22 protein-coding genes and 1 pseudogene are annotated in these 21,601 nt (G+C 73.5%); 10 read left to right on the top strand and 13 right to left on the bottom strand.

All coding sequences use genetic code 11. The features are described 5' to 3' along the window. Positions 1–290: 290 nt before the first annotated feature. The 6 genes from KMS84_RS30635 to zapE form a co-directional block, all read right to left on the bottom strand. Positions 291–1,664, bottom strand: coding sequence for a PhoX family protein (locus KMS84_RS30635; RefSeq protein WP_256919734.1), 1,374 nt, complete (start codon positions 1,662–1,664; stop codon positions 291–293). A 134-nt stretch (positions 1,665–1,798) separates the two neighbouring features. After that, positions 1,799–2,740, bottom strand: coding sequence for a slipin family protein (locus tag KMS84_RS30630; protein WP_256919733.1), 942 nt, complete (start codon positions 2,738–2,740; stop codon positions 1,799–1,801). A 159-nt stretch (positions 2,741–2,899) separates the two neighbouring features. Then, positions 2,900–4,396: a SulP family inorganic anion transporter gene (locus tag KMS84_RS30625; protein WP_256919732.1), complete on the bottom strand. Its 1,497-nt coding sequence runs from the start codon at positions 4,394–4,396 to the stop codon at positions 2,900–2,902. Between the two features lie 8 nt (positions 4,397–4,404). Further along, positions 4,405–4,986 (bottom strand): carbonic anhydrase, encoded by a 582-nt coding sequence (locus KMS84_RS30620; protein ID WP_256919731.1) that lies wholly within the window; start codon positions 4,984–4,986, stop codon positions 4,405–4,407. A gap of 91 nt (positions 4,987–5,077) precedes the next feature. Beyond that, positions 5,078–5,491: a hypothetical protein gene (locus KMS84_RS30615; protein ID WP_256919730.1), complete on the bottom strand. Its 414-nt coding sequence runs from the start codon at positions 5,489–5,491 to the stop codon at positions 5,078–5,080. Positions 5,492–5,677: 186 nt separating this feature from the next. Continuing rightward, positions 5,678–6,781 carry a cell division protein ZapE gene (gene zapE / locus KMS84_RS30610; protein ID WP_256919729.1) on the bottom strand — a complete coding sequence of 368 codons (1,104 nt, stop codon included), beginning with the start codon at positions 6,779–6,781 and terminating at the stop codon, positions 5,678–5,680. Positions 6,782–6,818: 37 nt separating this feature from the next. Here zapE and KMS84_RS30605 point away from each other — a divergent pair, with 37 nt between their 5' ends. The 4 genes from KMS84_RS30605 to msrB all read left to right on the top strand — a co-directional run bounded on the left by KMS84_RS30605 (position 6,819) and on the right by msrB (position 10,241). Next, positions 6,819–7,670, top strand: a complete 852-nt coding sequence (locus tag KMS84_RS30605) for a pyrimidine reductase family protein (RefSeq protein ID WP_256919728.1) — start codon at positions 6,819–6,821, stop codon at positions 7,668–7,670. A gap of 192 nt (positions 7,671–7,862) precedes the next feature. Further along, a complete protein-coding gene (locus KMS84_RS30600) occupies positions 7,863–8,336 on the top strand; it encodes an indole-3-glycerol phosphate synthase (RefSeq protein ID WP_256911381.1) in 474 nt (157 codons plus the stop codon). Between the two features lie 95 nt (positions 8,337–8,431). Further along, entirely contained in the window at positions 8,432–9,817 is a 1,386-nt protein-coding gene (murC, locus tag KMS84_RS30595; protein ID WP_256919727.1) for a UDP-N-acetylmuramate--L-alanine ligase, read from the top strand. Positions 9,818–9,830: 13 nt separating this feature from the next. Further along, complete coding sequence (gene msrB, locus KMS84_RS30590; protein ID WP_256919726.1) at positions 9,831–10,241, top strand: peptide-methionine (R)-S-oxide reductase MsrB; 411 nt, start codon at positions 9,831–9,833, stop codon at positions 10,239–10,241. Positions 10,242–10,256: 15 nt separating this feature from the next. On the opposite strand, the gene KMS84_RS30585 is transcribed toward msrB, so the two are convergent. From KMS84_RS30585 to KMS84_RS30575, 3 genes are all read right to left on the bottom strand, one after another. Continuing rightward, positions 10,257–11,264, bottom strand: a complete 1,008-nt coding sequence (locus KMS84_RS30585; protein WP_256919725.1) for a lysylphosphatidylglycerol synthase transmembrane domain-containing protein — start codon at positions 11,262–11,264, stop codon at positions 10,257–10,259. 237 nt (positions 11,265–11,501) lie between these two features. After that, positions 11,502–12,995 carry a sensor histidine kinase gene (locus KMS84_RS30580; protein ID WP_256919724.1) on the bottom strand — a complete coding sequence of 498 codons (1,494 nt, stop codon included), beginning with the start codon at positions 12,993–12,995 and terminating at the stop codon, positions 11,502–11,504. Beyond that, complete coding sequence (locus tag KMS84_RS30575; RefSeq protein WP_308287994.1) at positions 12,992–13,684, bottom strand: response regulator transcription factor; 693 nt, start codon at positions 13,682–13,684, stop codon at positions 12,992–12,994. The genes KMS84_RS30580 and KMS84_RS30575 overlap by 4 nt, the downstream gene beginning before the upstream one ends. Before the next feature lie 152 nt (positions 13,685–13,836). Between KMS84_RS30575 and KMS84_RS30570 the strand changes: the two genes are divergently transcribed. The 6 genes from KMS84_RS30570 (at position 13,837) to KMS84_RS30545 (ending at position 19,064) form a co-directional block, all read left to right on the top strand. Beyond that, entirely contained in the window at positions 13,837–15,174 is a 1,338-nt protein-coding gene (locus KMS84_RS30570; RefSeq protein WP_256919722.1) for a ferredoxin reductase family protein, read from the top strand. A gap of 17 nt (positions 15,175–15,191) precedes the next feature. Continuing rightward, positions 15,192–15,587: an FMN-binding protein gene (locus tag KMS84_RS30565; RefSeq protein ID WP_256919735.1), complete on the top strand. Its 396-nt coding sequence runs from the start codon at positions 15,192–15,194 to the stop codon at positions 15,585–15,587. Position 15,588: 1 nt separating this feature from the next. After that, a complete protein-coding gene (locus tag KMS84_RS30560) occupies positions 15,589–16,323 on the top strand; it encodes an FAD:protein FMN transferase (RefSeq protein WP_256919721.1) in 735 nt (244 codons plus the stop codon). Positions 16,324–16,531: 208 nt separating this feature from the next. After that, on the top strand, positions 16,532–17,686 hold the full coding sequence (locus tag KMS84_RS30555) for an ABC transporter ATP-binding protein (protein WP_256919720.1): 1,155 nt from the start codon (positions 16,532–16,534) through the stop codon (positions 17,684–17,686). Further along, positions 17,683–18,399: an ABC transporter permease gene (locus tag KMS84_RS30550; RefSeq protein WP_256919719.1), complete on the top strand. Its 717-nt coding sequence runs from the start codon at positions 17,683–17,685 to the stop codon at positions 18,397–18,399. Before KMS84_RS30555 ends, KMS84_RS30550 begins: the two co-directional genes overlap by 4 nt. Further along, positions 18,396–19,064 carry an ABC transporter permease gene (locus KMS84_RS30545; protein WP_256919718.1) on the top strand — a complete coding sequence of 223 codons (669 nt, stop codon included), beginning with the start codon at positions 18,396–18,398 and terminating at the stop codon, positions 19,062–19,064. The genes KMS84_RS30550 and KMS84_RS30545 overlap by 4 nt, the downstream gene beginning before the upstream one ends. 146 nt (positions 19,065–19,210) lie before the next feature. Here KMS84_RS30545 and KMS84_RS30540 read toward each other — a convergent pair whose 3' ends face one another. From KMS84_RS30540 to KMS84_RS30525, 4 genes and pseudogenes are all read right to left on the bottom strand, one after another. Next, entirely contained in the window at positions 19,211–19,810 is a 600-nt protein-coding gene (locus KMS84_RS30540; protein WP_190147620.1) for a GTP-binding protein, read from the bottom strand. Further along, positions 19,797–20,240 (bottom strand): DUF742 domain-containing protein, encoded by a 444-nt coding sequence (locus tag KMS84_RS30535; protein WP_256919717.1) that lies wholly within the window; start codon positions 20,238–20,240, stop codon positions 19,797–19,799. Before KMS84_RS30535 ends, KMS84_RS30540 begins: the two co-directional genes overlap by 14 nt. A 31-nt stretch (positions 20,241–20,271) precedes the next feature. Next, positions 20,272–20,748, bottom strand: coding sequence for a roadblock/LC7 domain-containing protein (locus tag KMS84_RS30530; protein WP_256919716.1), 477 nt, complete (start codon positions 20,746–20,748; stop codon positions 20,272–20,274). Then, positions 20,745–21,601: pseudogene (locus KMS84_RS30525) on the bottom strand (histidine kinase); the annotation flags it as partial. The gene KMS84_RS30530 and the pseudogene KMS84_RS30525, both read right to left, overlap by 4 nt.

Raw genomic sequence — 21,601 nt, 5'->3', positions numbered from 1 at the left:
GTGGGGGGCGGACGGGGACGGGCGGCTCGGGGCGGAGGAGGCGGCGGGCGGTGCGGTCGTGCGGGTAGCCCGGGGGTGCGACGCGGTTCCGCAGGCGGCGAGGGATCCGAGTGCGGTGCCGACCGCGCAGAGGGCGGCCAGGCGGCGACATACGGGAGTGATCATCGTATGAAGATATGAGGAAAGCGCCGGCCGGCGCCCGCCCACACCAGAGAGCCCCGGGCGGCGTCACCCGCCCGGCTCCCCGGCCGCCCCGTCCCTTCCCGGCCGCCCGCCCCCGCCGACGGGTCCTACCGCCGCCAGGGTCCCGTCACCGCGAACGTCGTCCCCGGGGTGTAGCAGTTGACGTACATGGTCCTGCCGTCGGGAGAGAAGGTGACGCCCGCGAACTCGCCCCACTCGGGGGCCTCGGGCGTTCCGATGTTCTGGCGGCCGCGGGCCATCGCGTACACCTCGCCCGCCCGGGTCACGCCGAAGACGTGCTGGGCGCCGTTGCCGTCCTCGCAGACCATCAGACCGCCGCTCGGGGCGAGGCAGATGTTGTCGGGGGACTCACCCGGAAGCTGCACGTCCGTGTCCGGGCCGAAGACGACGACGAGCGTGAGACGGCGGCGGTCCGGGTCGTAACGCCAGATCTGCCCGAAGTGATCGGCCGCCGACCCGTCCGAGGCACGCGCGAACGAGGAGACGAAGTACACGCACTGCCCGCCCCAGTAGCACCCCTCCAGCTTCTGGGCGTGCGTGATGCCCCGGGGGCCGAAGTCCTGGAGGCGGACCGGGGTCCGCGCGGCGAGCGGGTCGGGCACGTCCACCCACTCGATGCCGTCGAAGACGGCGCCGGTCTGCCGGACGGAGGACAGGTCCGCGACCCCGGGGACGCGCATCGCCTGGAGCCGGCCGCCGGCGCGCAGGGAGCCCACCCCGCCCAGCGGTTTGCGCGGAAGGAAGCGGTAGAACAGGCCGAACGGCTCCAAAAACGCGTCCTCGGTCTCGTAGACGATCCCGCGGTGCGGATCGACGGCGACCGCCTCGTGCTGGAAGCGGCCCATCGCGGTCAGCGGGACGGCCCCGGTGCGCCGCGGGTCCGACGGGTCGACCTCGAAGACGAAGCCGTGGTCCTTCGTGTAACCGTTCGTGCCCGCCCGGTCTTCCGTCTCCTCACAGGTGAGCCAGGTGTGCCAGGGAGTGGGCCCGCCCGCGCAGTTGACGGCCGTGCCGGCGAGGGCGACCCGCTCGGAGAGCACCCGGTTGCGGGAGTCCAGCGTCAGGGCCGTACAGCCGCCCTTGCCGGCCGGGTCGTAGGTCAGGCCCTCGACCGTGGGGACGGCGTGGACGGCGGCGGGGCGGTTCTCGTGGTTGCGCACCAGATGGACGCGACCGCCGTGGGCCGGCAGCGCCGTCATGCCGTCGTGGTTCGAGGGCACCGGGCCCTCGCCGGAACGCAGCGGGTCGCCCTCCCGGGACAGCACCCGGTAGCGGAACCCTTCGGGGAGGTCGAGCAGGCCGTCCGGGTCGGGCACGAGCGGGCCGTAGCCCTCGTGCCCGAGACCCTGCGCGGACGCCGTTCCCGCGAAGAGGTCGCCGAGCGCGCCGGTGAACGCGATCCCCACCCCCACTCCCAGGGCACCGCTGCCGGCGAGGATCTGACGTCGTGTCGCAGACATGGGAAAACCTTCCTGCTGGCGGACAGGAACTGTGATCCCGCTGTGTCTATCACTCACGGTGCGCCCCGGGAACCACGCCCGTGTCCCGTGCCACGCGCGGAGGCCCCCGCCGCGGCCACGGCCGCCGGCTGGTCCTACGGGCTCTCCGGCGGTCGCTGCGCAGGCGACTGCCCGGCTCCGTCGGGCGGATGGGGTGGGAGGGGCTGCCCGGCTCCGTCGGGCGGATGCGGTGGGAGGGGCTGCGCGGCCCCGTCGGGCGCAAGCGGCGGGGGCGGCTGCCCGCCGACCGGTCCGCTCTGCTGGACGGGCGGACCCGCCTGCTGGGCCTTCTCCAGGAACCGCAGCAGCTCCACCGGGAACGGCAGGACGAGGGTGGAGTTCTTCTCGGCGGCGACCGCCACCACCGTCTGGAGCAGCCGCAGTTGCAGGGCGGCCGGCTGCTCGGACATCTCCTTGGCCGCCTCGGCCAGCTTCTTCGAGGCCTGGAGTTCGGCGTCCGCGTTGATGATCCGGGCCCGACGCTCGCGGTCGGCCTCGGCCTGTCGGGCCATCGAGCGCTTCATGGTGTCGGGCAGGGACACATCCTTGATCTCGACGCGGTCGATCTGGACGCCCCAGCCGACGGCCGGGCTGTCGATCATCAGCTCCAGGCCCTCGTTGAGCTTCTCCCGGTTGGACAGCAGGTCGTCCAGCTCGCTCTTGCCGATGATCGACCGCAGGGAGGTCTGGGCCATCTGCGAGACGGCGAAGCGGTAGTCCTCGACGTTGATGACCGCGGCCGCGGCGTCCACGACCCGGAAGTACACGACGGCGTCGACCCGCACGGTCACGTTGTCGCGGGTGATGCCCTCCTGGCCGGGGATGGGCATCGTCACGATCTGGAGGTTCACCTTGCGCAGCCGGTCCACGGCCGGGATGACGAGGGTCAGTCCCGGCGCGCGGACGTCGCCGTGCAGCCGGCCGAGGCGCAGCACCACTCCGCGTTCGTACTGCTTGACGACCCGCGCCGCGGCGGCGAGGTACACCGCGCCCCCGGCGGCGACCGCCGCGGCCGCGCCCAGCAACTCCTGGAGCATGACGACCCCCTCGACCAGAGGTTCGTGACAGCCGTTCTGTCCGCTCCTGACCACGATATGCCCGCCGTCCGGCCCGGGGCCACGCCGCGTGCCCCGGACCGCACAGCGGGTTTCGCCGGCGCGGGCCGCGCTACGCCGTCGTCACCGGTCGTCCGGACGTCACCGCGCCGCGACCGGCGCCGGCTCCGTGACCTTCACCGGCTCGGTGCCGACCGCGCTGTGCCGGTCCGCCCATGTCTCCAGGGCCGTACGGCAGGCGTGGTCGAGGTGGTGCAGGCCGGACAGGTCCACCTCCACCGGGCGGTCCTGCGGCAGGGCCTCCAGGCTGTCGAGGATCTTGGGCAGGCGCAGGAAGGTCGCGTTGCCCGACAGATACGCCTGCACCGGGCCCGCGCCCTTGTCGACGATCTCCAGCCTGAGGTGCGAAGCCTCCCAGGCGGTCTTGACCACGGCCAGCGCCAGACCGATGAGGACGCCCTCGAACATGCTGACGGCGACGATCGAGACGGCCGTGACGACGAGGATCAGCGCCTCGCCCCGGTGCTCGCGCCACAGACCCGCGAGCGACCGCACGGGCACGAGCTTGGCGCCCGCGTGCACGAGGATGCCGGCCAGCGCCGGGAGGGGGATGTAGGCGAGCGCGGACGGCAGCAGGGCCGCGAACAGCAGCAGCCACACGCCGTGCAGCACCCGGGACGCCTTCGTGCGCGCGCCCGCCTGCACGTTGGCGGCGCTGCGCACGATCACCGCGGTCATCGGCAGCGCGCCGAGGATGCCGCAGATCGTGTTGCCCGCGCCCTGCGCCATCAGTTCCTTGTCGTACTCGGTGCGCGGACCGTCGTGGAGCCGGTCCACGGCCGCCGCGCTGAACAGCGACTCGGCGGACGCGATCAGGGTGAACGCGACGATCGTGCCGAGCAGGCCGACGCTCGCCAGGTCGCCGAAGGCGCCGAGCGGCGGGGGCTGGAGGGAGCCCAGCAGGCCCTGGACCTCGACGGTGGCCACCGGCAGGTCGAGCAGCAGGGCGGCGAGCGTCGCCAGGCCGACCGCGGCGAGCGGGCCCGGCACGGTGCGCACCTTCGCCGGCAGCCGCTTCCACGACACGAGCACCGCGATGGTGCCGGCGCCGAGCAGGAGCGAGGAGGACGCGGCGGTGTCGCCGACGACGTCCACGAGCGCCCCGGGCAGTCCGGCGATCTTCTCCACACCGGAGTCGGGGGCCTTGCCGCCGACCATCGCGTACAGCTGGCCGGCGATCAGCACCAGACCGATTCCGGCCAGCATGCCTTCGACGACCGAGACGGAGATGGCCCGGAAGTAGCGGCCCAGCTTCAGGGCGCCCATGCCGAGCTGGAGTACGCCCGTGGCGAGGACGATCACTCCGAGGGCGGGCAGGCCGAACTCCTGCACCGCCTCGTAGACCAGCACCGTCAGACCGGCCGCGGGACCGGACACCTGGAGGGAGCTGCCCCGCAGGAGTCCGGTGACGATGCCGCCGACGATGCCGGTCACGAGCCCGAGCTCGGCCGGCACGCCGGAGGCCACGGCCACGCCCACGCACAGGGGGAGCGCGACCAGGAAGACGACGAGGGACGCGGCGAAGTCCTGCCGCAGGTGGGGGAACCGGGATATTCGCCCGGTGGCGTCGTTGTTCATCGCGGCGCTCACAGGGCCTCGAAGCCGTCGGTGTCGACGCGGTGTTCGCGCACGGCGCCGGTGTGCACCTCGTAGTACCAGCCGCGGACCCGGATCGCGTCCTCGGCCAGGCGCTTCTCCACGCAGGGGTAGGAACGCAGCCGCAGCAGCTGGGCGAGCACGTGGTTCTGCACCGCCCGCATGACCGTCGGGTCGTCGGGGTCGGCGGCTCCCGGTTCGTCCGCCGCGTGCGCGAGCCAGTCGCGCACCGCCGGAACGCCGTCGAGGTCGTCGCCGCGCACCAGGGCGCCGACGGCGCCGCAGTGCGAATGGCCGCAGACCACGACGTCGCGGACGCCGAGCACCTCCACGGCGTACTCGATGGTGGCCGCCTCGCCGGTGGGGCGGTCGGAGACGTAGGGGGGCACGATGTTGCCCGCCGTGCGCAGTTCGAAGAGCTCGCCGGGGCGGGCGCCGGTGATCAGCGCGGGCACGACGCGCGAGTCCGAGCAGGTGATGAACAGGACTTGCGGGGACTGGCCTTCGGCGAGTTCGGCGAACTCCTCAGGGCGCTGTCCGAACGCGCGGGCGTTGTCGATGAGGGGCTGCATGACGTGGTGACTCCTCCTGGCGCGCCGTGGGGGCGCGTCGGATGTGCAGGGCACAGGACAGGTGGGGAATGTGCTGTTCTGCTCTGCTCGCTCAGCAGCGGAAGACCTGAAGTCCCGCCGGGGAGTGGGCCGTCGAGGATCTCGACGGGCGATGACGAGGTTCGCCGGGCCGGGCCGGACGGTGCTCCGCCGCGGCGGACAGGGCGAGCGGCGTGCGCTCCGGGTCCTGGGTCGCCGAGGCCGCCGAGGAGCTCGTGGCGGCGCGGTTGCGGTCGCGGGTGCGCAGGGGGTCGCCCGGACCGCCGGAGCGGTCGCAGTCGCGATGCGTGACGGTCTCCTCACGCATCGCCTTGCCGGAGGGTTTGATTCCGGGCTTGGTCTTGGCCTCGGCCTGACGCATCGTGTGCGCGTGTGCGAAGACCGGCGTGGGAGCGAAGAAGGGGAGGGCGAGCAGGACGGCGGCGAGGATCGAGATCACGGCCCGACCCGTCGTACCACGGAACATGCGCCTCCCTCCTCACGCTGCACGTCTCTGGTCCAGCCCAACGCTTGGTCAACGACTGGTCAAGAAACACGTTAACCCTGCAAGGTTCTTTGCAGGGTTAACTCCACGTTTCCAGATGAAGTGCGCCTCAAAAAAGAGGGAAGAGTGGCGAGAACCGGCCCTTGACCCGGCGCCGGTGATCGCTTATTACGCCTCGATGAGCCGTCCGGCGTCGCGGGCCAGCGCGGTGAGGCGGGAGATCGCGCGGAAGTACTTCTTCCGGTAGCCGCCGTTCAGCATCTCCTCGCTGAACAGCCGGTCGAAGGGGAGCCCGGACGCGAGGACCGGGACCTCGCGGTCGTAGAGCCGGTCGGCCAGGACCACCAGCCTCAGCGCCGTGGACTGGTCGGGCACCGGCCGCACGTCGGTGAGGCAGACCGCCCCCAGGCCGTCGGTCAGCGCGCCGTAACGGCTCGGGTGGACCTTGGCGAGGTGCTCCAGCAGATGCGGGAAGTCGTCGAGCGAGGCGCCCTCGGTCGCGTACGCCGCCTTGGTGACCTGCTCGTCGGAGAAGGGCGCCGGGGCCTCGGGCAGTCCCCGGTGGCGGTAGTCCTCGCCGTCGATGCGCAGGGCGCGGAAGTGCGCCGACAGCCCCTGGATCTCGCGCAGGAAGTCGGCGGCGGCGAACCGGCCCTCGCCGAGCTTGCCGGGCAGCGTGTTGGAGGTCGCGGCCAGCGCGACGCCGGCCTCGACCAGCTTGCCGAGCAGCGTCGACACCAGAACGGTGTCGCCCGGATCGTCCAGCTCGAACTCGTCGATGCACAGCAGGCGGTGTCCGGACAGGGTGCGCACCGTCTGCTGGAAGCCCAGGGCGCCGACCAGGTTCGTCAGCTCGACGAACGTGCCGAACGCCTTGAGCGCCGGCTCGGCCGGGGTGGCGTGCCACAGGGAGGCCAGCAGGTGGGTCTTGCCCACGCCGTACCCGCCGTCCAGGTAGACGCCGCGCGGTCCGGCGGGCGTGCGGGGCGCCTTCGCCCGGCCGAGGCCGAAGAACCCCCGCCTGGCCGCGCCCGACGCGTGCGCCCCGCCCAGCCCGGCCGCGAAGTTCTCCAGCACGCCGACCGCCTCGGTCTGGCTGGGCTGGTTCGGGTCCGGGATGTAGGTGCCGAAACGGACCGAGTCGAAGCGCGGGGGCGGCACCATCTCGGCCACCAGCCGGTCCGCGGGGACGTGCGGCTGACGGGTGCAGAGGGAAGCCGGAGCCGCGTCGGCTATCGGGCTGAGACCGGGGGCGGGAGAGGAGGACGACACGGTTCCCCATGCTACGGGGCGTGCCAGACTGCCTGGCATGCGACGGCTCTTCCCTGTGACCGACCAGACAGTGCCGACCCCCTCCGGCGGGAGCCCGCTCGGGGCCGCCGACGAGGGGGGTGGCGCGGCCCGGGACCGTGAGTGGAGCCTCGACGAGCTCGCCGACGCCTACGCCTACCCGGAGCCCGGTCCCGGCTCCTCCCCGGGCTCCGGCTCCGGGGGGCGGCGGCCCTGGCTGCGGGCGAACATGGTGTCCACGCTCGACGGCGCCGCCCAGCACGAAGGGCGCTCGCAGCCCATCTCCACCGCCGCCGACATGCGGATCTTCGGCACGCTGCGAGGACTCGCGGACGTGGTCGTCGTCGGTGCGGAAACGGTACGTCAGGAGGGCTACCGCCCCGCACGCGCGCGGGCGGAGTTCGCCCCGCGGCGCGAGGCGGCCGGGCAGGGGCCCGCGCCGGCCGTCGCGGTCGTCACCGCTGGCCTCGGCCTGGACTTCTCGCTCCCGCTCTTCACCTCGCCCCTGGTCCCCACGCTGATCCTCACGGGCGCCGCCGCCCCGCCCGACAGGGTCGCGGCCGCGGAACGCGCGGGCGCCCGCGTGGTGATCGCCGGCGACGGCACGGGCGTCGAGCCGGACCGCGCTGTCCGCGCGCTCGCCGGGCTCGGCCACACCCGGCTGCTGACCGAGGGCGGCCCCCGGCTGCTGGGGCAGTTCGTCGCGGCCGGGGTGCTCGACGAGCTCTGTCTGACGCTCTCGCCCATGCTCAGCGCCGGGGACGCGCAGCGGATCGCGGGCGGGCCCTCGCTCGCGGTCCCTCGGCGGTTCGCCCTCGCGTCCCTGCTGGAGGAGGAGGGATTCCTGTTCGCCAGGTATCGACGGCCGTGACGCCGGACATGGGTCCGTAATGGCGCCGGGGCCCCGAATCGGCGGAATCAACCGTTCCGTTTGGTCTCCGGCGGGCAGACTGAGTTTCGCAGCCTCCCGTGCGAGCACGGGGAAGGATGGTTTCCGCAGGGCCGCGCACGGCCCCCGGAGGACAGAGGGCCACGGGGGTCCTCGACGAAGAATGGGGCGCTGGTGTTCACAAGCGTGTTGATGATCGAGAAGGCCCTGACGTCCGCCGACGTGGAGTTCGTCACCACCTTGCACGGGGACGATCCGGTCTCCTTCCACGTGCTGCTCCAGCCGCGGGGCGACCAGGCGGACCGCCTGCTGCGGGCCATCGACGACGTGGCCCTCGGCGAGCTGGACGAGGCGGCCAGGGAGAACGAGACGCCGGAGGGCGACGAGGCCAAGGGCTTCGGCGTGCGGGCGCTGGAGGTGTCCCTCCAGGCCTTGCAGGCCTCGGGCAGCCCGGCCGTGGGCCGGCTGGTGGAGGACCACCCGCTGGACGCGTTGAAGTCCCTGGTCACGGAGGTAGGGGCGGACGAGGTGATCGTGCTGACCGACCCCCACTACGTGGAGGAGTTCTTCCACCGGGACTGGGCCTCCCGGGCGCGCCACAAGGTGGGCGTGCCCGTGCTGAAGCTCTTCTCGCACAGCAAGGCGTAGCCCGCGGCGAACGCGGGCCGGGTCGGCCGTGGCGGCCCCCGCCCCATAGGGTGGGGGCGCACTGGACCGTCGTAGCGCACCTTGGGAGACAGCACATGGCACCCGGCCTTCCTACCGCCATGGACCGACCGCACTTCATCGGCATCGGCGGGGCCGGGATGTCGGGGATCGCGAAGATCCTGGCCCAGCGCGGCGCGAAGGTGGCCGGCAGCGACGCCAGGGACTCCGAGACGGCGGCGGCGCTGCGGGCGCTCGGGGCGACCGTGCACATCGGGCACGCGGCCGGGCACCTGGCCGACGACGCCAGCTGTGTCGTGGTGTCGTCCGCGATCCGCGCCGACAACCCGGAGCTCGCCCGCGCGGCCGAGCTCGGCATCCCGGTGGTCCACCGTTCGGACGCGCTCGCCCGGCTGATGGACGGGCTGCGGCCCATCGCCGTCGCCGGCACGCACGGCAAGACGACCACCACGTCCATGCTGGCCGTGTCGCTGTCCGCGCTCGGTCTGGACCCGTCGTACGCGATCGGCGGCGACCTGGACGCGCCCGGCTCCAACGCGCGGCACGGCGAGGGCGAGATCTTCGTCGCCGAGGCGGACGAATCGGACCGCAGCTTCCACAAGTACGCGCCCGAGGTCGCCATCGTCCTCAACGTCGAGCTCGACCACCACGCCAACTACGCCTCGATGGACGAGATCTACGCGTCCTTCGAGACCTTCGCCGGGAAGATCGTGCCCGGCGGCACGCTGGTGATCACCGCCGACCACGAGGGCGCCCGCGAGCTGACCCGGCGCGTCGAGGGCGTGCGGGTGGTGACGTACGGGGAGGCCCCCGACGCCGACGTGCGGGTCCTCTCCGTGGTCCCGCAGGGGCTCAAGAGCGAGGTCACCGTGGTGCTGGACGGCGAGGAGCTCACCTTCGCGGTGTCGGTGCCCGGCCGCCACTACGCGCACAACGCCGTGGCCGCGCTGGCGGCGGGCGTCGCCCTGGGCGTCCCGGCCGCGGAGCTCGCCCCGGCGCTCGCCGCGTACACCGGCGTCAAGCGCCGGTTGCAGCTCAAGGGCGAGGCGGCGGGCGTCCAGGTCGTGGACTCCTACGCCCACCACCCGACCGAGATGGCGGCCGACCTGGAGGCCATGCGCGCGGCGGTCGGCGACGCCCGCATCCTCGTCCTGTTCCAGCCGCACCTGTTCTCCCGCACCCAGGAGCTCGGCGTCGAGATGGGACAGGCGCTGGCCCTGGCGGACGCCTCCGTCGTCCTCGACATCTACCCGGCCCGCGAGGACCCGGTCCCGGGCGTCACCAGCGAGCTGATCATCGACGCGGCGCGCGCGGCGGGCGCCGACGTGACGGCCGTCCACGACAAGGACGAGGCGCCGGCCGTGATCGCGGGAATGGCGAAGGCCGGTGATCTCGTTCTCACCATGGGCGCGGGAGACGTGACCGACCTGGGCCCGCGCATTCTGGACCGTCTTTCGCAGTGAGGGGCTGAGGCTCATGTCGTACGACGTCGAAAAGCCGGACGAGCAGTGGCGGGCGGAGCTGACGCCCGCCGAGTACGCCGTCCTGCGCCAGGCGGCGACCGAGCCGGCGTTCACCGGTGAGTACACCGACACCAAGGCCAAGGGCGTCTACTCCTGCCGGGCCTGCGGCGCGGAGCTGTTCACCTCCGACACCAAGTTCGAGTCCCACTGCGGCTGGCCGTCCTTCTTCGACCCCAAGGACACCGACGCGGTGGAGCTGATCGAGGACCGCACGCACGGGATGCTGCGCACCGAGGTGCGCTGCGCCCGCTGCGGCTCCCACCTCGGGCACGTGTTCGCGGGCGAGGGGTACCCGACCCCGACCGACCAGCGGTACTGCATCAACAGCATCTCGCTGCGTCTCGCGGCGGACGACGGGAACTGACGCGGCGGTCGGCGCTCACAGCAGCTTTCGCTGCACGAGCGCCGACAGCACCAGCATCCCCGGCAGCAGCGGCACCCACACCGTCAGGGCCCGGTAGCCGATGACGGTCGCCGTGGCCAGCGGCAGCGGGGTGCCGTAGCCGGCCAGGGTGAACACCAGGGCCGCGTCGACGGGGCCGATCCCGCCCGGCGCGGGCACGGCGCCCGCCGCGGTGCTCGCCGCCAGGAACGCGAACAGCAACTGAGGCCAGGACATGGGCAGGCCGAGCGCCGTGCCCACCGAGGCCACCACGCTCGCCTGGGTCAGCGGGGCCGCGAGGGCTCCGCCCCACAGGGGCAGAAAGCGCGCGGGGCGGGTGTGCAGACGCCGGGCGTCGGTGAGGGCCGTGCGGACGAACTCCAGGGCGGGCCGGCGCAGGGGCCGGACGAGGAGGCAGAGCGCCGCGGCCGCCGCGGGCGCCAGCAGGAGGCCGACGGCCGCCAGGACCAGCGTGCGGCCCTCCGGCAGAAGACGGACCGGGGGCGCGGCGGCGGGCGCGGCGAGGACGAAGACCACCACCAGCGGCGTCTTCGCCACCGCCCGGACCAGCGCGTACAGGGCGATCGAGGCGGTCGCCCGGGGCAGCGGGACGCCCTGGCGCAGCAGGAACCGGACGGTGACCGCGTGCGCTCCTATGCTCGCCGGCAGCACGTGGTTCGCGGCGCCCGCGGCGATCTGCGAGGCCACCAGCGGGCCCGGCGGCAGGCGCTCCGGGACCGCCCCCTGACGCACGCAGGCGGCGGCGACCGCACCCAGGTAGGTGAAGAGCAGCCCGAGCAGCAGCCACCAGGGGTCGGCCCCGGCCAGCCGCACGGCTCCGTCGTGCACGGCGCGCCGGTCGAGCGCCGCCCACACGGCGAGCAGGAGCAGCGGGAGCAGGACGAGGACCCGGCGGGCCGCGGTCGCGCCCGGCGTGCGGCGGCCGGCCTTTGCCGGCGGGTGCGGACGCGGGGACGCGGTCTCGTCCAGGGGCAGCAGGGACACGGCGCACGTCGTCCTTCCGCGTCGTGACCGCGCGGCGGCGGTGTGACGGATCGGGGGCGAGCCTGGGGAGGGGACGGGGGAGCGGTTCCCCTGCGGTGTGACGGTGCGGTGTCCGACAGCCGACGGAGCGCGGGCCGAACGGCGACCGCGGTGCGGTGGTGTGAGGCGTTCGGGTGGTGCGGCGGCGCCGGGCCGGCGCGGTGAGGCTGTGTCATGTCTGCCCGCCCGCCCCGTGGTTCATCCCGGGCCCTCCCCGGAGTTCACCCGGCCCGCGGCGCCGGCCGTCGCTTCCGCCCCGGGCCACAGGGGCAGCGCGACCGTGAACACCGTGCTCGTCGCCGGGGGGCCCAGTTCCAGGGAGCCGCCGTGCGCCCGGACCAGGGAGCGGGCGACCGACAGTCCCAGACCGCTGCCGCCGCGGTCGCGGCTGCGGGCCTTGTCGACGCGGTAGAAGCGGTCGAAGACGCTGTCCCGCTCCTCGGGCGGGATGCCGGGGCCCCGGTCGGCCACATGGACCCGCGCCGTGTCCGGCGAGACGGTCACCTCGATGCCGACCGGCGTCCCGGCCGGGGTGTGCACGGCCGCGTTGGTGAGCAGGTTGTCCAGGACCTGGCGGATGCGGTGGGGGTCCATCTGCAACGGCACGGCCGAGGGCCCCGGCGCCACGGTCAGCGGGTGGCCGGGGTGGCTCGCGCGAAACGCGTCGGCCGCCTGCTCGACCAGCTCCACCAGGTCGGCCTTCTCCATCCGCAGAGGCGTCTGCGCCTCGGCCGCGTCCAGCCGGGCCAGCAACAGCAGATCGTCCAGCAGGAACCCCATCCGGGCGGCCTCGGCGCGCAGCCGGGCCAGGTGCCTGTCGCGTTCCTCGGGCGCGTTGGCGGCCGCGTACTGGAAGAGGTCGGCGTAACCGCGCACCGACATCAGGGGGGTGCGCAGTTCGTGCGAGGCGTCGGCGACGAACCGCCGCAGCCGCTGCTCGGCCTCCGCGCGCACGGCGAGGGAGTCGTCGATGTGCTCCAGCATGGTGTTGAACGCCGTGCGCAGCTCCTCCACCTCGGGGCCGCCGCCGGGGGCGTCCGCGCGCAGGGGGAGACGGGACGCCGACTCGCTCAGGTCGTGGGAGGCGATGCCGTGCGCGGTGTGCGCCATGTCGCTCAGCGGCTTCAGCCCGCGCCGCAGCAGCGCTCGGCCGAACACCACCAGCGCGAGCAGGGCCAGGCCGAAGGTGACGACCTGGATCGTGATCAGCTGACCGACGGTGTCCTCGAGGTCGTCCATCGGCGCGCCGCTGACCAGCACCACCCCGGGCTCCACCGCGCAGGCCCGCAGCCGGTACTCCCCGTCCGCGAGGTGCGCGGTGCTCAGCACCTCGGCGCCGGCGGTCGTCTGCGCCCTGGCCAGGGCGGTGAGGTCGCCGACGTCCCGGGGCACGTCACCGGGCTCCTCGGGCTTGCGCAGCACGGGCTCGCCGCCGCGCACGTCGTACACGGCGTAGTACCAGCCCCAGTACTTCTTCCCGGTCAGCGAGCCGGAGTCCACGATGGACTTGGACTGGGCGGCCTGCGCGATGCCCAGCTGGTCGTCGAGCTGGGCCGACAGATAGTCGCGCATGTAGGTGGTCAGGGCCGTGCCGACGACCGCGAACACCACCAGCGACAGCGCGCCCAGACCGAGCGCCAGCCGCGTGCCGAGCCGCAGGCCGCGGGAGAACCGCCGGCGCCGGGCGATCACTCGGCCGCCTGCCGGACGGCATACCCGAAACCCCGCACGGTCTGGATCAGCGGGTCGTCGCCCGTCGCGTCGAGCTTGCGGCGCAGCCGGCTCACGACGAGTTCGACGACGTTGGAACGGCCGCCGAAGCCGTACTCCCAGACATGGTCGAGGATCTGCGCCTTGGTGAGCACGGTCGGCGACTTGCGCATCAGATAGCGCAGCACCTCGTACTCGGTGGGGGTCAGGGTCAGCAGTCGTCCGTCGCGCCGGACCTCGCGGGTGTCCTCCTCCATGACGAGATCCGCCACCCGCAGCACGGACCGCCGGAAGCCGGGGCCGGCGCTGCGCCGCAGCACGGTCCGCAGGCGCGCCATGAGCTCTTCCACGGCGAACGGTTTCACCAGGTAGTCGTCGCCGCCCCGGGTCAGTCCGGCCACGCGGTCGGCGACCCCGTCGCGCGCGGTGAGGAAGACGACCGGCACCATCGTGCCGGAGCGCCGCAGACGGTCGAGCACCCCGAAGCCGTCGACGTCGGGCAGCATCAGGTCGAGCACCACGATGTCGGGACGGAAGTCGGCGGCGCGGGCCAGCGCCTCCTCTCCCGAGTTCGCGGTGACCGCGTCCCAGCCCTCGTAGCGGGCGACCGTCGCCACGAGGTCGGCGATCGGCGGGTCGTCGTCCACGACGAGGAGTCGTACTTTTTCCACCCGCTCATAGTGCGCCACGCGCCCCGGGACGCCAGACCCGCGTCCGCCCCGCGCGCGGATCGATAAGCTCTTGAAAGTTGTACGACAGGAAATCGACAGCGAAGCACGGCGAAGCTCTGTCTCCTGAGGCCCCGATCGAGGAGTTTCCGTCCGTGACGACCGTCCAATCGCCACCCGCGCCCCCCACGGCGATACGTCCGAAAGTGGTGGCCCGCACCGGCCTGTACGCCGTGCTGGCCGCGAACGCGGCCGTCGTGACCTGCTTCGCCGTGCAGGCGGGCTTCGCCTCCAACGCCCTGGTGGTCGTCGGCCGGTTCGCCGGCCTGTACGCCGCCCTGCTGATGGCCTTCCAGCTGCTGCTGGTGGCCCGGCTGCCCTGGCTCGACCGCCGCATCGGCATGGACCGGCTGACGAACTGGCACCGCTGGACCGGCTTCGGCCTGCTGTGGACGCTGGTCGCCCACGTGGTCTTCATCGCCTTCGGCTATGCCGAGTCCTCCTCGATGAACCCCGTGAGCCAGGTGGTCGACCTCGCCGAGACCGTCGAGGGCGTCTTCCGCGCCGTCGTCGCGATGGCCCTGATCCTGGTCCTCGGCGGCGCCTCGGCCCGCTGGGCCCGCCGCAGGCTCGCCTATGAGACCTGGCACTTCATCCACCTGTACGCCTACGTCGCCGTGGTGCTGGCCTTCACCCACCAGGTCGCGGCCGGGACGACGTTCACGGCGTCGTCCGCCGCCACGGCCTACTGGTACGCGCTGTGGGGCGTCGCCCTGGGCTCGGTCGCCCTGGGCCGTCTCGCGCTGCCCCTGTGGCGCAACTGGCGGCACCGACTGCGCGTCGAGGCGGTCGTGCCCGAGGCCGACAACGTCGTCAGCGTGTACATCACCGGCCGCGACCTGGACAGGATGCCCGCCCGGGCCGGCCAGTTCTTCCTGTGGCGGTTCCTGACCAAGGACCGCTGGTGGCAGGCGAACCCCTTCTCCCTGTCGGCCGCGCCCGACGGCACCCGGCTGCGGCTCACCGCGAAGGCGGCCGGCGACGGCTCCGCGGGTTTGCGCGGCCTCGCGCCCGGCACCCGCGTCTTCGCCGAGGGCCCCTACGGCGCCTTCACCGCGATGCACCGCACCCGCCCGGAGGCCGTGCTCATCGCCGGCGGCGTCGGCGTGACCCCGATCCGGGCGCTGCTGGAGGAGATCCACGGGCACGCGGTCGTCGTCTACCGGGTGGCCGGGGAGCGTGACGCCGTCCTCTACGACGAGTTGCGCGAGCTGGCGCTCGCCAAGGGCGCCGAACTCCACCTGGTCACCGGGCCGGCGGCGCCCGACCGGCTGGCGCCTCGCGAACTGGCCGCGCTCGTACCGGACATCGCGCAGCGCGATGTCTTCCTGTGCGGGCCGCCGCCGATGATGAACGCGGTCCTCGGCACCCTGCGCGAGCTCGACGTGCCCAAGCCGCAGATCCACTTCGAGCGCTTCAGCCTGGCGGGATGAGGGAGACGAGAGACACCGTGAAGCGAGCACTGCCCGTCCTGGTCCTGTCCGTCGCCGGCCTGATCCCCGTCTGGCGCTACGAGCCGTCGACCGCGACGACCTCCACCGCCGAGGCCGCCCCGGCGCCCGCGGCCTCCTCCGACGCCGCGGGGTCGACGGTCGTCACCGGCACGACCGTGACCACGGAGAAGGGCGACGTCCAGGTCCAGGTCACCTTCGACGGCGACAGGATCACGGCGGTGAGGATGCTGAAGCAGCCGAACCATCCGCAGACCACCGCCGCCGTCCCGAAACTCGTCGCGGAGACGCTCAGCGCGCAGAGCGCGGACATCGACACCGTCTCCGGCGCGACCCTCACGAGCGACGGCTACAGGGAGTCCCTCCAGGCCGCGATCGACGCCAAGGGCGCCTGACGTGCGGCGCGTCGAGCACGTGATGGGGTTCCCGGTCTCCCTGCGGATCGACGACCCCGACGTCGCCGGGGAGAGCGCCGACGCCGTGTTCGCCTGGCTGCTCGCGGTCGACGCGCGCTTCAGCCCGTTCAGGGCCGACAGCGAGGTGTCCCGGTACGACCGGGGCGAGCTGTCGGCCGACGCGCTGAGCGCCGACCTCGTGGAGGTCCTCGCGCTCTGCGAGCACTACCGATTGGCCACCGGCGGCGCCTTCGACGTGCGGCTGCCCGGCCGCGGCCTCGATCCCTGCGCGGTGGTCAAGGGCTGGTCCGTGCAGCGCGCGGCCGAGCTGCTGACCCGCGCCGGACTCAGCCGGTTCTGCCTCAACGCCGGCGGTGACGTGGTCGTCTCCGGCGGGCCCTGGAGGGTCGGCGTACGACATCCCGACCTCGCCGACAGGCTCTGCGCCGTCCTCGACCTCACCGACGCGGCCGTCGCCACCTCCGCACGCTACGAACGCGGCGACCACATCCTCGACGGCCGCACCGGCCGGCCGGTCACGGGCGTCGACAGCCTCACCGTCGTGGCCCCGACCCTGACCGAGGCCGACGCCGTGGCCACCGCCGCGTTCGCGCTGGGCGCGGAGGGCGTCGAGTGGGCGGCGGCGCGGGGCGGCTGCGAGGTCTACACCGTCCTGCCCGGCGGACGCGTCCTGCGCAGCGCCGGCTTCCCGACGGCGGCCCCGGCGGCCGCGTGAGCGGGCGCGGGGGCGTGGGCGGCGGTCGCACGGCTCCTCGGCCGGGGGCGGCCCGGCGGTGGTGCGGCCCCGTCGGTGGACGGCAGTCGAGGGCGGGGCCCGGCGGCGGACTGCCGTCCGGTGGGCGGTCTAGACTCTCCCGCAATGATCCGGACTCGATCGGTCGAGTGCGGGCGGAAATTGCCAGACCCGAAGGGTATTCGGCGTTGTGATACGGATAGATTCAGTCACCAAGCGGTACCCGGACGGCACGGTGGCGGTCGACCGGCTCTCCCTCGACATACCGGACGGCGCGATCACCGTCCTGGTGGGGCCCTCGGGCTGCGGCAAGACGACCACGCTGCGGATGATCAACAGAATGGTCGAGCCCAGCGACGGCACGATCCTCATCGACGGCGTCGACAGTCGGCAGCAGCCGGTCAACACCCTTCGCCGGGGCATGGGTTACGTCATCCAGAACGCCGGACTCTTCCAGCACCGCACGATCGTCGACAACATCGCCACCGTCCCCCGGATGCTCGGCTGGAGCAAGGACAAGGCCCGCGCGAGGGCCCGCGAACTGATGGAACGCGTGGGGCTCGACGCCTCGTTCGCCAAGCGGTACCCCTATCAGCTCTCCGGCGGCCAGCAACAGCGCGTCGGCGTGGCCCGGGCACTCGCCGCCGATCCGCCCGTGCTGCTGATGGACGAGCCCTTCTCCGCCGTCGACCCGGTCGTCCGCAAGGGACTGCAAGACGAACTCCTGCGCATCCAGGACGAGTTGGGCAAGACGATCGTCTTCGTCACCCATGACATCGACGAGGCCGTCAAGCTGGGCACGATGGTCGCCGTGCTGCGCACCGGCGGCCGGCTGGCCCAGTTCGCGCCCCCCGCCGAGCTGTTGTCCGACCCCGCCGACGCCTTCGTCGAGGACTTCCTCGGCGCCGACCGCGGCATCCGGCGCCTGTCGTTCTTCTCCTCCGCCGGCCTGGAGCTGCTCACCGCCCCGGTCGTGGCGGTCGACGCCACCGCCGAACAGATCGCCGCCCGCGGCGCGGACGAGGCCCCCTACGTCCTCGTCACCGGCCTCGACGGCCGTCCGCTCGGCTGGAGCGAACCCGAGCGGCTGACGGCCGGGCAGATCGACGTCGGCCGACTGCTGCCGTGCGGACGTCCGTTCGTCGCCGGACAGGACTCGCTGCGCGCCGCGCTGGACTGCGCCGTCCTGTCGCCCACCGGGTGGGCCGTCGCCGTGGACGACGAGGGCCGGGCGGCCGGAGTCGTCTCGCAGGCCTCCATCGCCGACGCCATCCGCGGCGCCCACGCGGCAGGCCGCGCCGAGCCGCGGACCACCGGCGCCGGCGCCGAGAAGGTCATCCGGTGAACCGCTTCTTCGACATCCCGAGCGACCTCCAGCACGACTGGCTCGGCCTGATCGGACTGCACCTGCGCGAGGCCCTGCTGCCCGTGCTGGCCGGGCTGCTGCTCGCGCTCCCGCTGGCCCAGCTGTGCGTGCGGCTGCGCTGGCTGTACCCGCCCGTGCTGTGGGTGACGACCGTGCTCTACGCGATCCCCTCGCTGGCCTTCTTCGTCGTCCTCATCGACTACACCGGGCAGACCGAGCTCACCGTCATGATCCCGCTCACGGTGTACACCCTCGTGGTGCTCGTGCCGGCGATCGTCGACGGAGTCCGCTCGGTGCCGCAGGAGACCCTGGCCGCCGCGACCGCCATGGGCTTCGGACCCGTCCGCCGTTACGTGCAGGTCCAGTTGCCGATCGCGGTGCCCGCCATCATCGCCGGGCTGCGGGTGGCCACCGTGTCCAGCATCAGCCTCGTGAGCGTCGGCATGCTGATCGGCAACCAGGGGGCCCTCGGCAACCTGCTGCACGACGCCCAGATCTACAACCGGCCCGAACTCGCCTGGAACTCCGTGCTCACCAGCGCCGCCCTCGCGGTCCTGGCCGACGCCGTCCTGGTCGTCGTGCGCGTCTGGCTCACCCCCTGGATGCCGGGCGGCCCGAGCCGTCGCGGATCCCGGGGCGCGGGCTCGCGACCCGATCCGGCCGTGCCCGCCCTGGAGGACGCAGCCCGGTGAACGTACTGCATTTCGTCAGCGACTTCTTCGGCGACAGCGCCCACTGGCACGGGTACGACGGGATCCCCACCCGCGTGTGGGAACACGTCCAGTACTCCCTGGAGGCGCTCGCGCTCGCGGCCGTCATCGGACTGCCCGTCGGCCTGGTGACGGGCCACTACGGGCGGGGCGGCAACGTCCTGTCCCTGGTCGCCACGGCGGCCCGGGCGCTGCCCACCTTCGGTCTGCTGGTGGTGACGACCATCGTGCTCGGGTTCGGCATGCTGCCGGTGATGATCCCGCTGGTCATCCTCGCCGTGCCGCCGATCCTGGTCACCACCTACGAGGCGGTGCGCTCCGTCGACCCGTCCCCGGTGGACGCCGCGCGCGGGATGGGCATGCGCGAGAGCGACGTCCTGCTCCGCGTCGAACTGCCCGTGGCGCTCCCGCTGATCTTCGGCGGACTGCGCTCGGCGGCCATCCAGATCGTCTCCACGGCCACCATCGCCGCGTACGTCAGCCTCGGCGGTCTCGGCCGCTACATCGTCGACGGCCTCTACCAGCACGACTACGAGAAGGTCGTGGGCGGCGCGGCCCTGGTCGCCGGCCTCGCCCTGGTCACGCTCGCGCTGTTCTGGGCGGCGACCAAGGCGGCCGTCTCGCCGGGGGTGCGCAGACGCGCCTAGGACGCGGGCCCTCGACGGAGTCCGGGGCGGGGAGAGTGTCTCCCCGCCCCGGACTTCCTGTTCTTGGCCGCTCGTCCCGTCCGTCCTGGAGCGTTCGTCCCGGAGCGCCGGACCCGCCGTGCGGGCCCGTCCGGGGGCGTTCGCCGTCAGCGCTCCGAACGGGCCAGGGCCTGTTCCAGCACGACGAGGAGCGCGTCGCGGACCGAGCCGCGCTCGCGCGCGTCGAAGACCAGCAGCGGCACGCCGTCCGAGACGTCCAGCGCCCAGCGGACCTCCTCCAGCGTGTGCGCCACCTGTCCGTCGAAGGCGTTCACGGCCACGGCGAACGGGATCTGCTTGTGCTCGAAGTAGTCGACCGCGGCGTAGCAGTCGTCGAGGCGGCGGGTGTCGACGATCACGAGCCCGCCGACCGCGCCCTCCACGATGTCGTCCCACATGAACCCGAAGCGCTCCTGTCCGGGCGTGCCGAACAGATAGAGCTTCAGGGTCGGGTCGATGGTGATGCAGCCGAAGTCCATCGCGACCGTGGTGGTGGTCTTGCGAGGGGTGTGGCTGAGGTCGTCCACCCCCGCCGCCACCTCGGTGATCGCCGCCTCGGTGGTCAGCGGCTCGATCTCGGAGATCGAGCCGACGGCGGTGGTCTTGCCCACGCCGAAGCCGCCCGCGATCACCAGCTTCACCGGCAGCGGCGGCCGTACGGCGGACTGGCCGGCCGAGGCGCGGACCAGCGGTTCAGTCGGTGTCACGGAGTACTCCCCGGGAGTCGGGGATGGCCCGCAGGCCATCGATAACCCTGCGCAGGACGGACGCGTCGTGGGTGACGCCGGAGTCGGGCACGTGCACCGACAGCTGCCCCGCCGTGCGCAGGTCCTCGGCGAGGACCCGCACCACGTTCAGGTGCAGCCGCAGCCGGGCCGCGATCTCCGCGATCGACTGCGGGACGCGGCAGGCCGCGACGATGTCGTGCTGCTCGAAGGCGAGCCGGTCGAGCGCGTCGATCCCGTCGGTGGTGGCCACCAACTGGGTCTCCACGGGCATCGTCCGGCCGGACGACGCCTCGCCCGAGCCGCCCGCGACCCGGCCGGCGGTGACCAGGAAGGGCCGGACGGCGGGCGCGGGCCCGACCGGGGCGACGCCGTCCTCGCCGGCCCCGTGCGGGGTGCGGCCGTCCGCCATCGGTGTTCGCTTTCTCTACGGTGGCACGCGGTCAGCGCGTGCGCGTGACGCCGACGCTGTTCTTCAGCTCCAGGACGAGCTGCGGACTGAGCGCGGCGCCGGCGCGGTTGGCGAACACCGTCATCTCGTAGGCGATGTTGCCCAGCTTGGCCTCCTTGTCGGTGACGACGCCGAGCACGGCGCCGCTGCCGATCGCGGAGACCAGGACATGACCGCCCTCCAGGTCGATGATCACCTTGTTCAGGCCGCCCAGGCCGTAGTTGCCGGAGGCACCGGCCGCCAGGCTGGTGATGCCCGAGACGATCGCGGCCAGCCGTTCGGAGTCGGCGTGCTCGCGCAGCTCCGAGACGGCGATCAGCAGCCCGTCGGAGGACACCGCGATGGCGTCCACGACGCCCGCGGTCTCGGTGGCGAAACGGTTGAGCAGCCAGGTGAAGTCGGCTGCGGCGGCCCGCAGATCGGTCGGCCTGGCGTCTCCGGCGGGAGTCTCACCTGTCGACGTGCTCACTGCTCGGCTCCTTCCGGAAGGTGGTTCTGGTCATGCGGTGCGGACGGGTCGGACGGCGCTGTCCGGTCGGCCTGCTCGGTCCGGTCGTCGCGACGGCGGCCGTCACGGCGTCCGGCCGGGTCTTCGGTGGGGGACGAGGGGCGGACGGCGGCGGGACGTGCGTGCTCGCCCGTGTCGCCGCCGCTGTCCCGGTGCGCCCGGGCCACGGCCGCCTCGAACTCGTCCAGCGCCTCGCGCACGGCGTCGGCGTCGGCCGGGAGGGCCGCCCGGCGTGCCGTCTGCTGGGCGGCGTCGGCGGTGGTCCGCAGGGTGGCGCCGCGCACCCGGCGCCGCAGCGGCCGGGCCTCGTCGCCGCCGGCGGGCGGCGCACCGAGCGCGGCCCGGGCGGATGGCGCCGCACGCCCCGTCGCCGGCGCCTCGGAGCCCGCTCGGGAGGAGGCCTCGCCGGAGGCGGCCTCGGCGGGGGCGCCGGAGCCGTCGGGGCCCGTGGCCGGGGTGCGGCGGACGGGGAGGCCCGAGAGGTGCGTGGAGTCGCCGGAGCCGTCGTCGTGGCCCCCCGTCGAAGCCGGGGCGGTCGGGGACGCCGCCCTGCGGCCGGGCAGCGCGGGCTCCGTCGTCCGGGCGGTCGTCCGGGCGTGGGCCTCGTCGTCCCGGTCGGCCGCGGCGCGCGGGGAGACCGGCGACTCGGGGACGCGGGGCGCGGGGACGCCCTGCCCGGGGCCCGGCAGGCCGCCTCGCGGACCGGTCGCCGGTCCGGCGGCGCCCTCGCCCGGGGCGGTGAGCGTCTCGGCCCCGGCCGGTCGCGCGGAGTCGTCGGCCCCGGCCGTGCGGACGCGGGCGGCGGGCTCGGGGG

The organism is Streptomyces hilarionis, from assembly GCF_024539675.1.
Taxonomy (GTDB): domain Bacteria; phylum Actinomycetota; class Actinomycetes; order Streptomycetales; family Streptomycetaceae; genus Streptomyces; species Streptomyces hilarionis.
The sequence above is the reverse complement of the archived record's forward strand: the minus strand, read 5'-3'. Positions and strand labels throughout refer to the sequence as shown.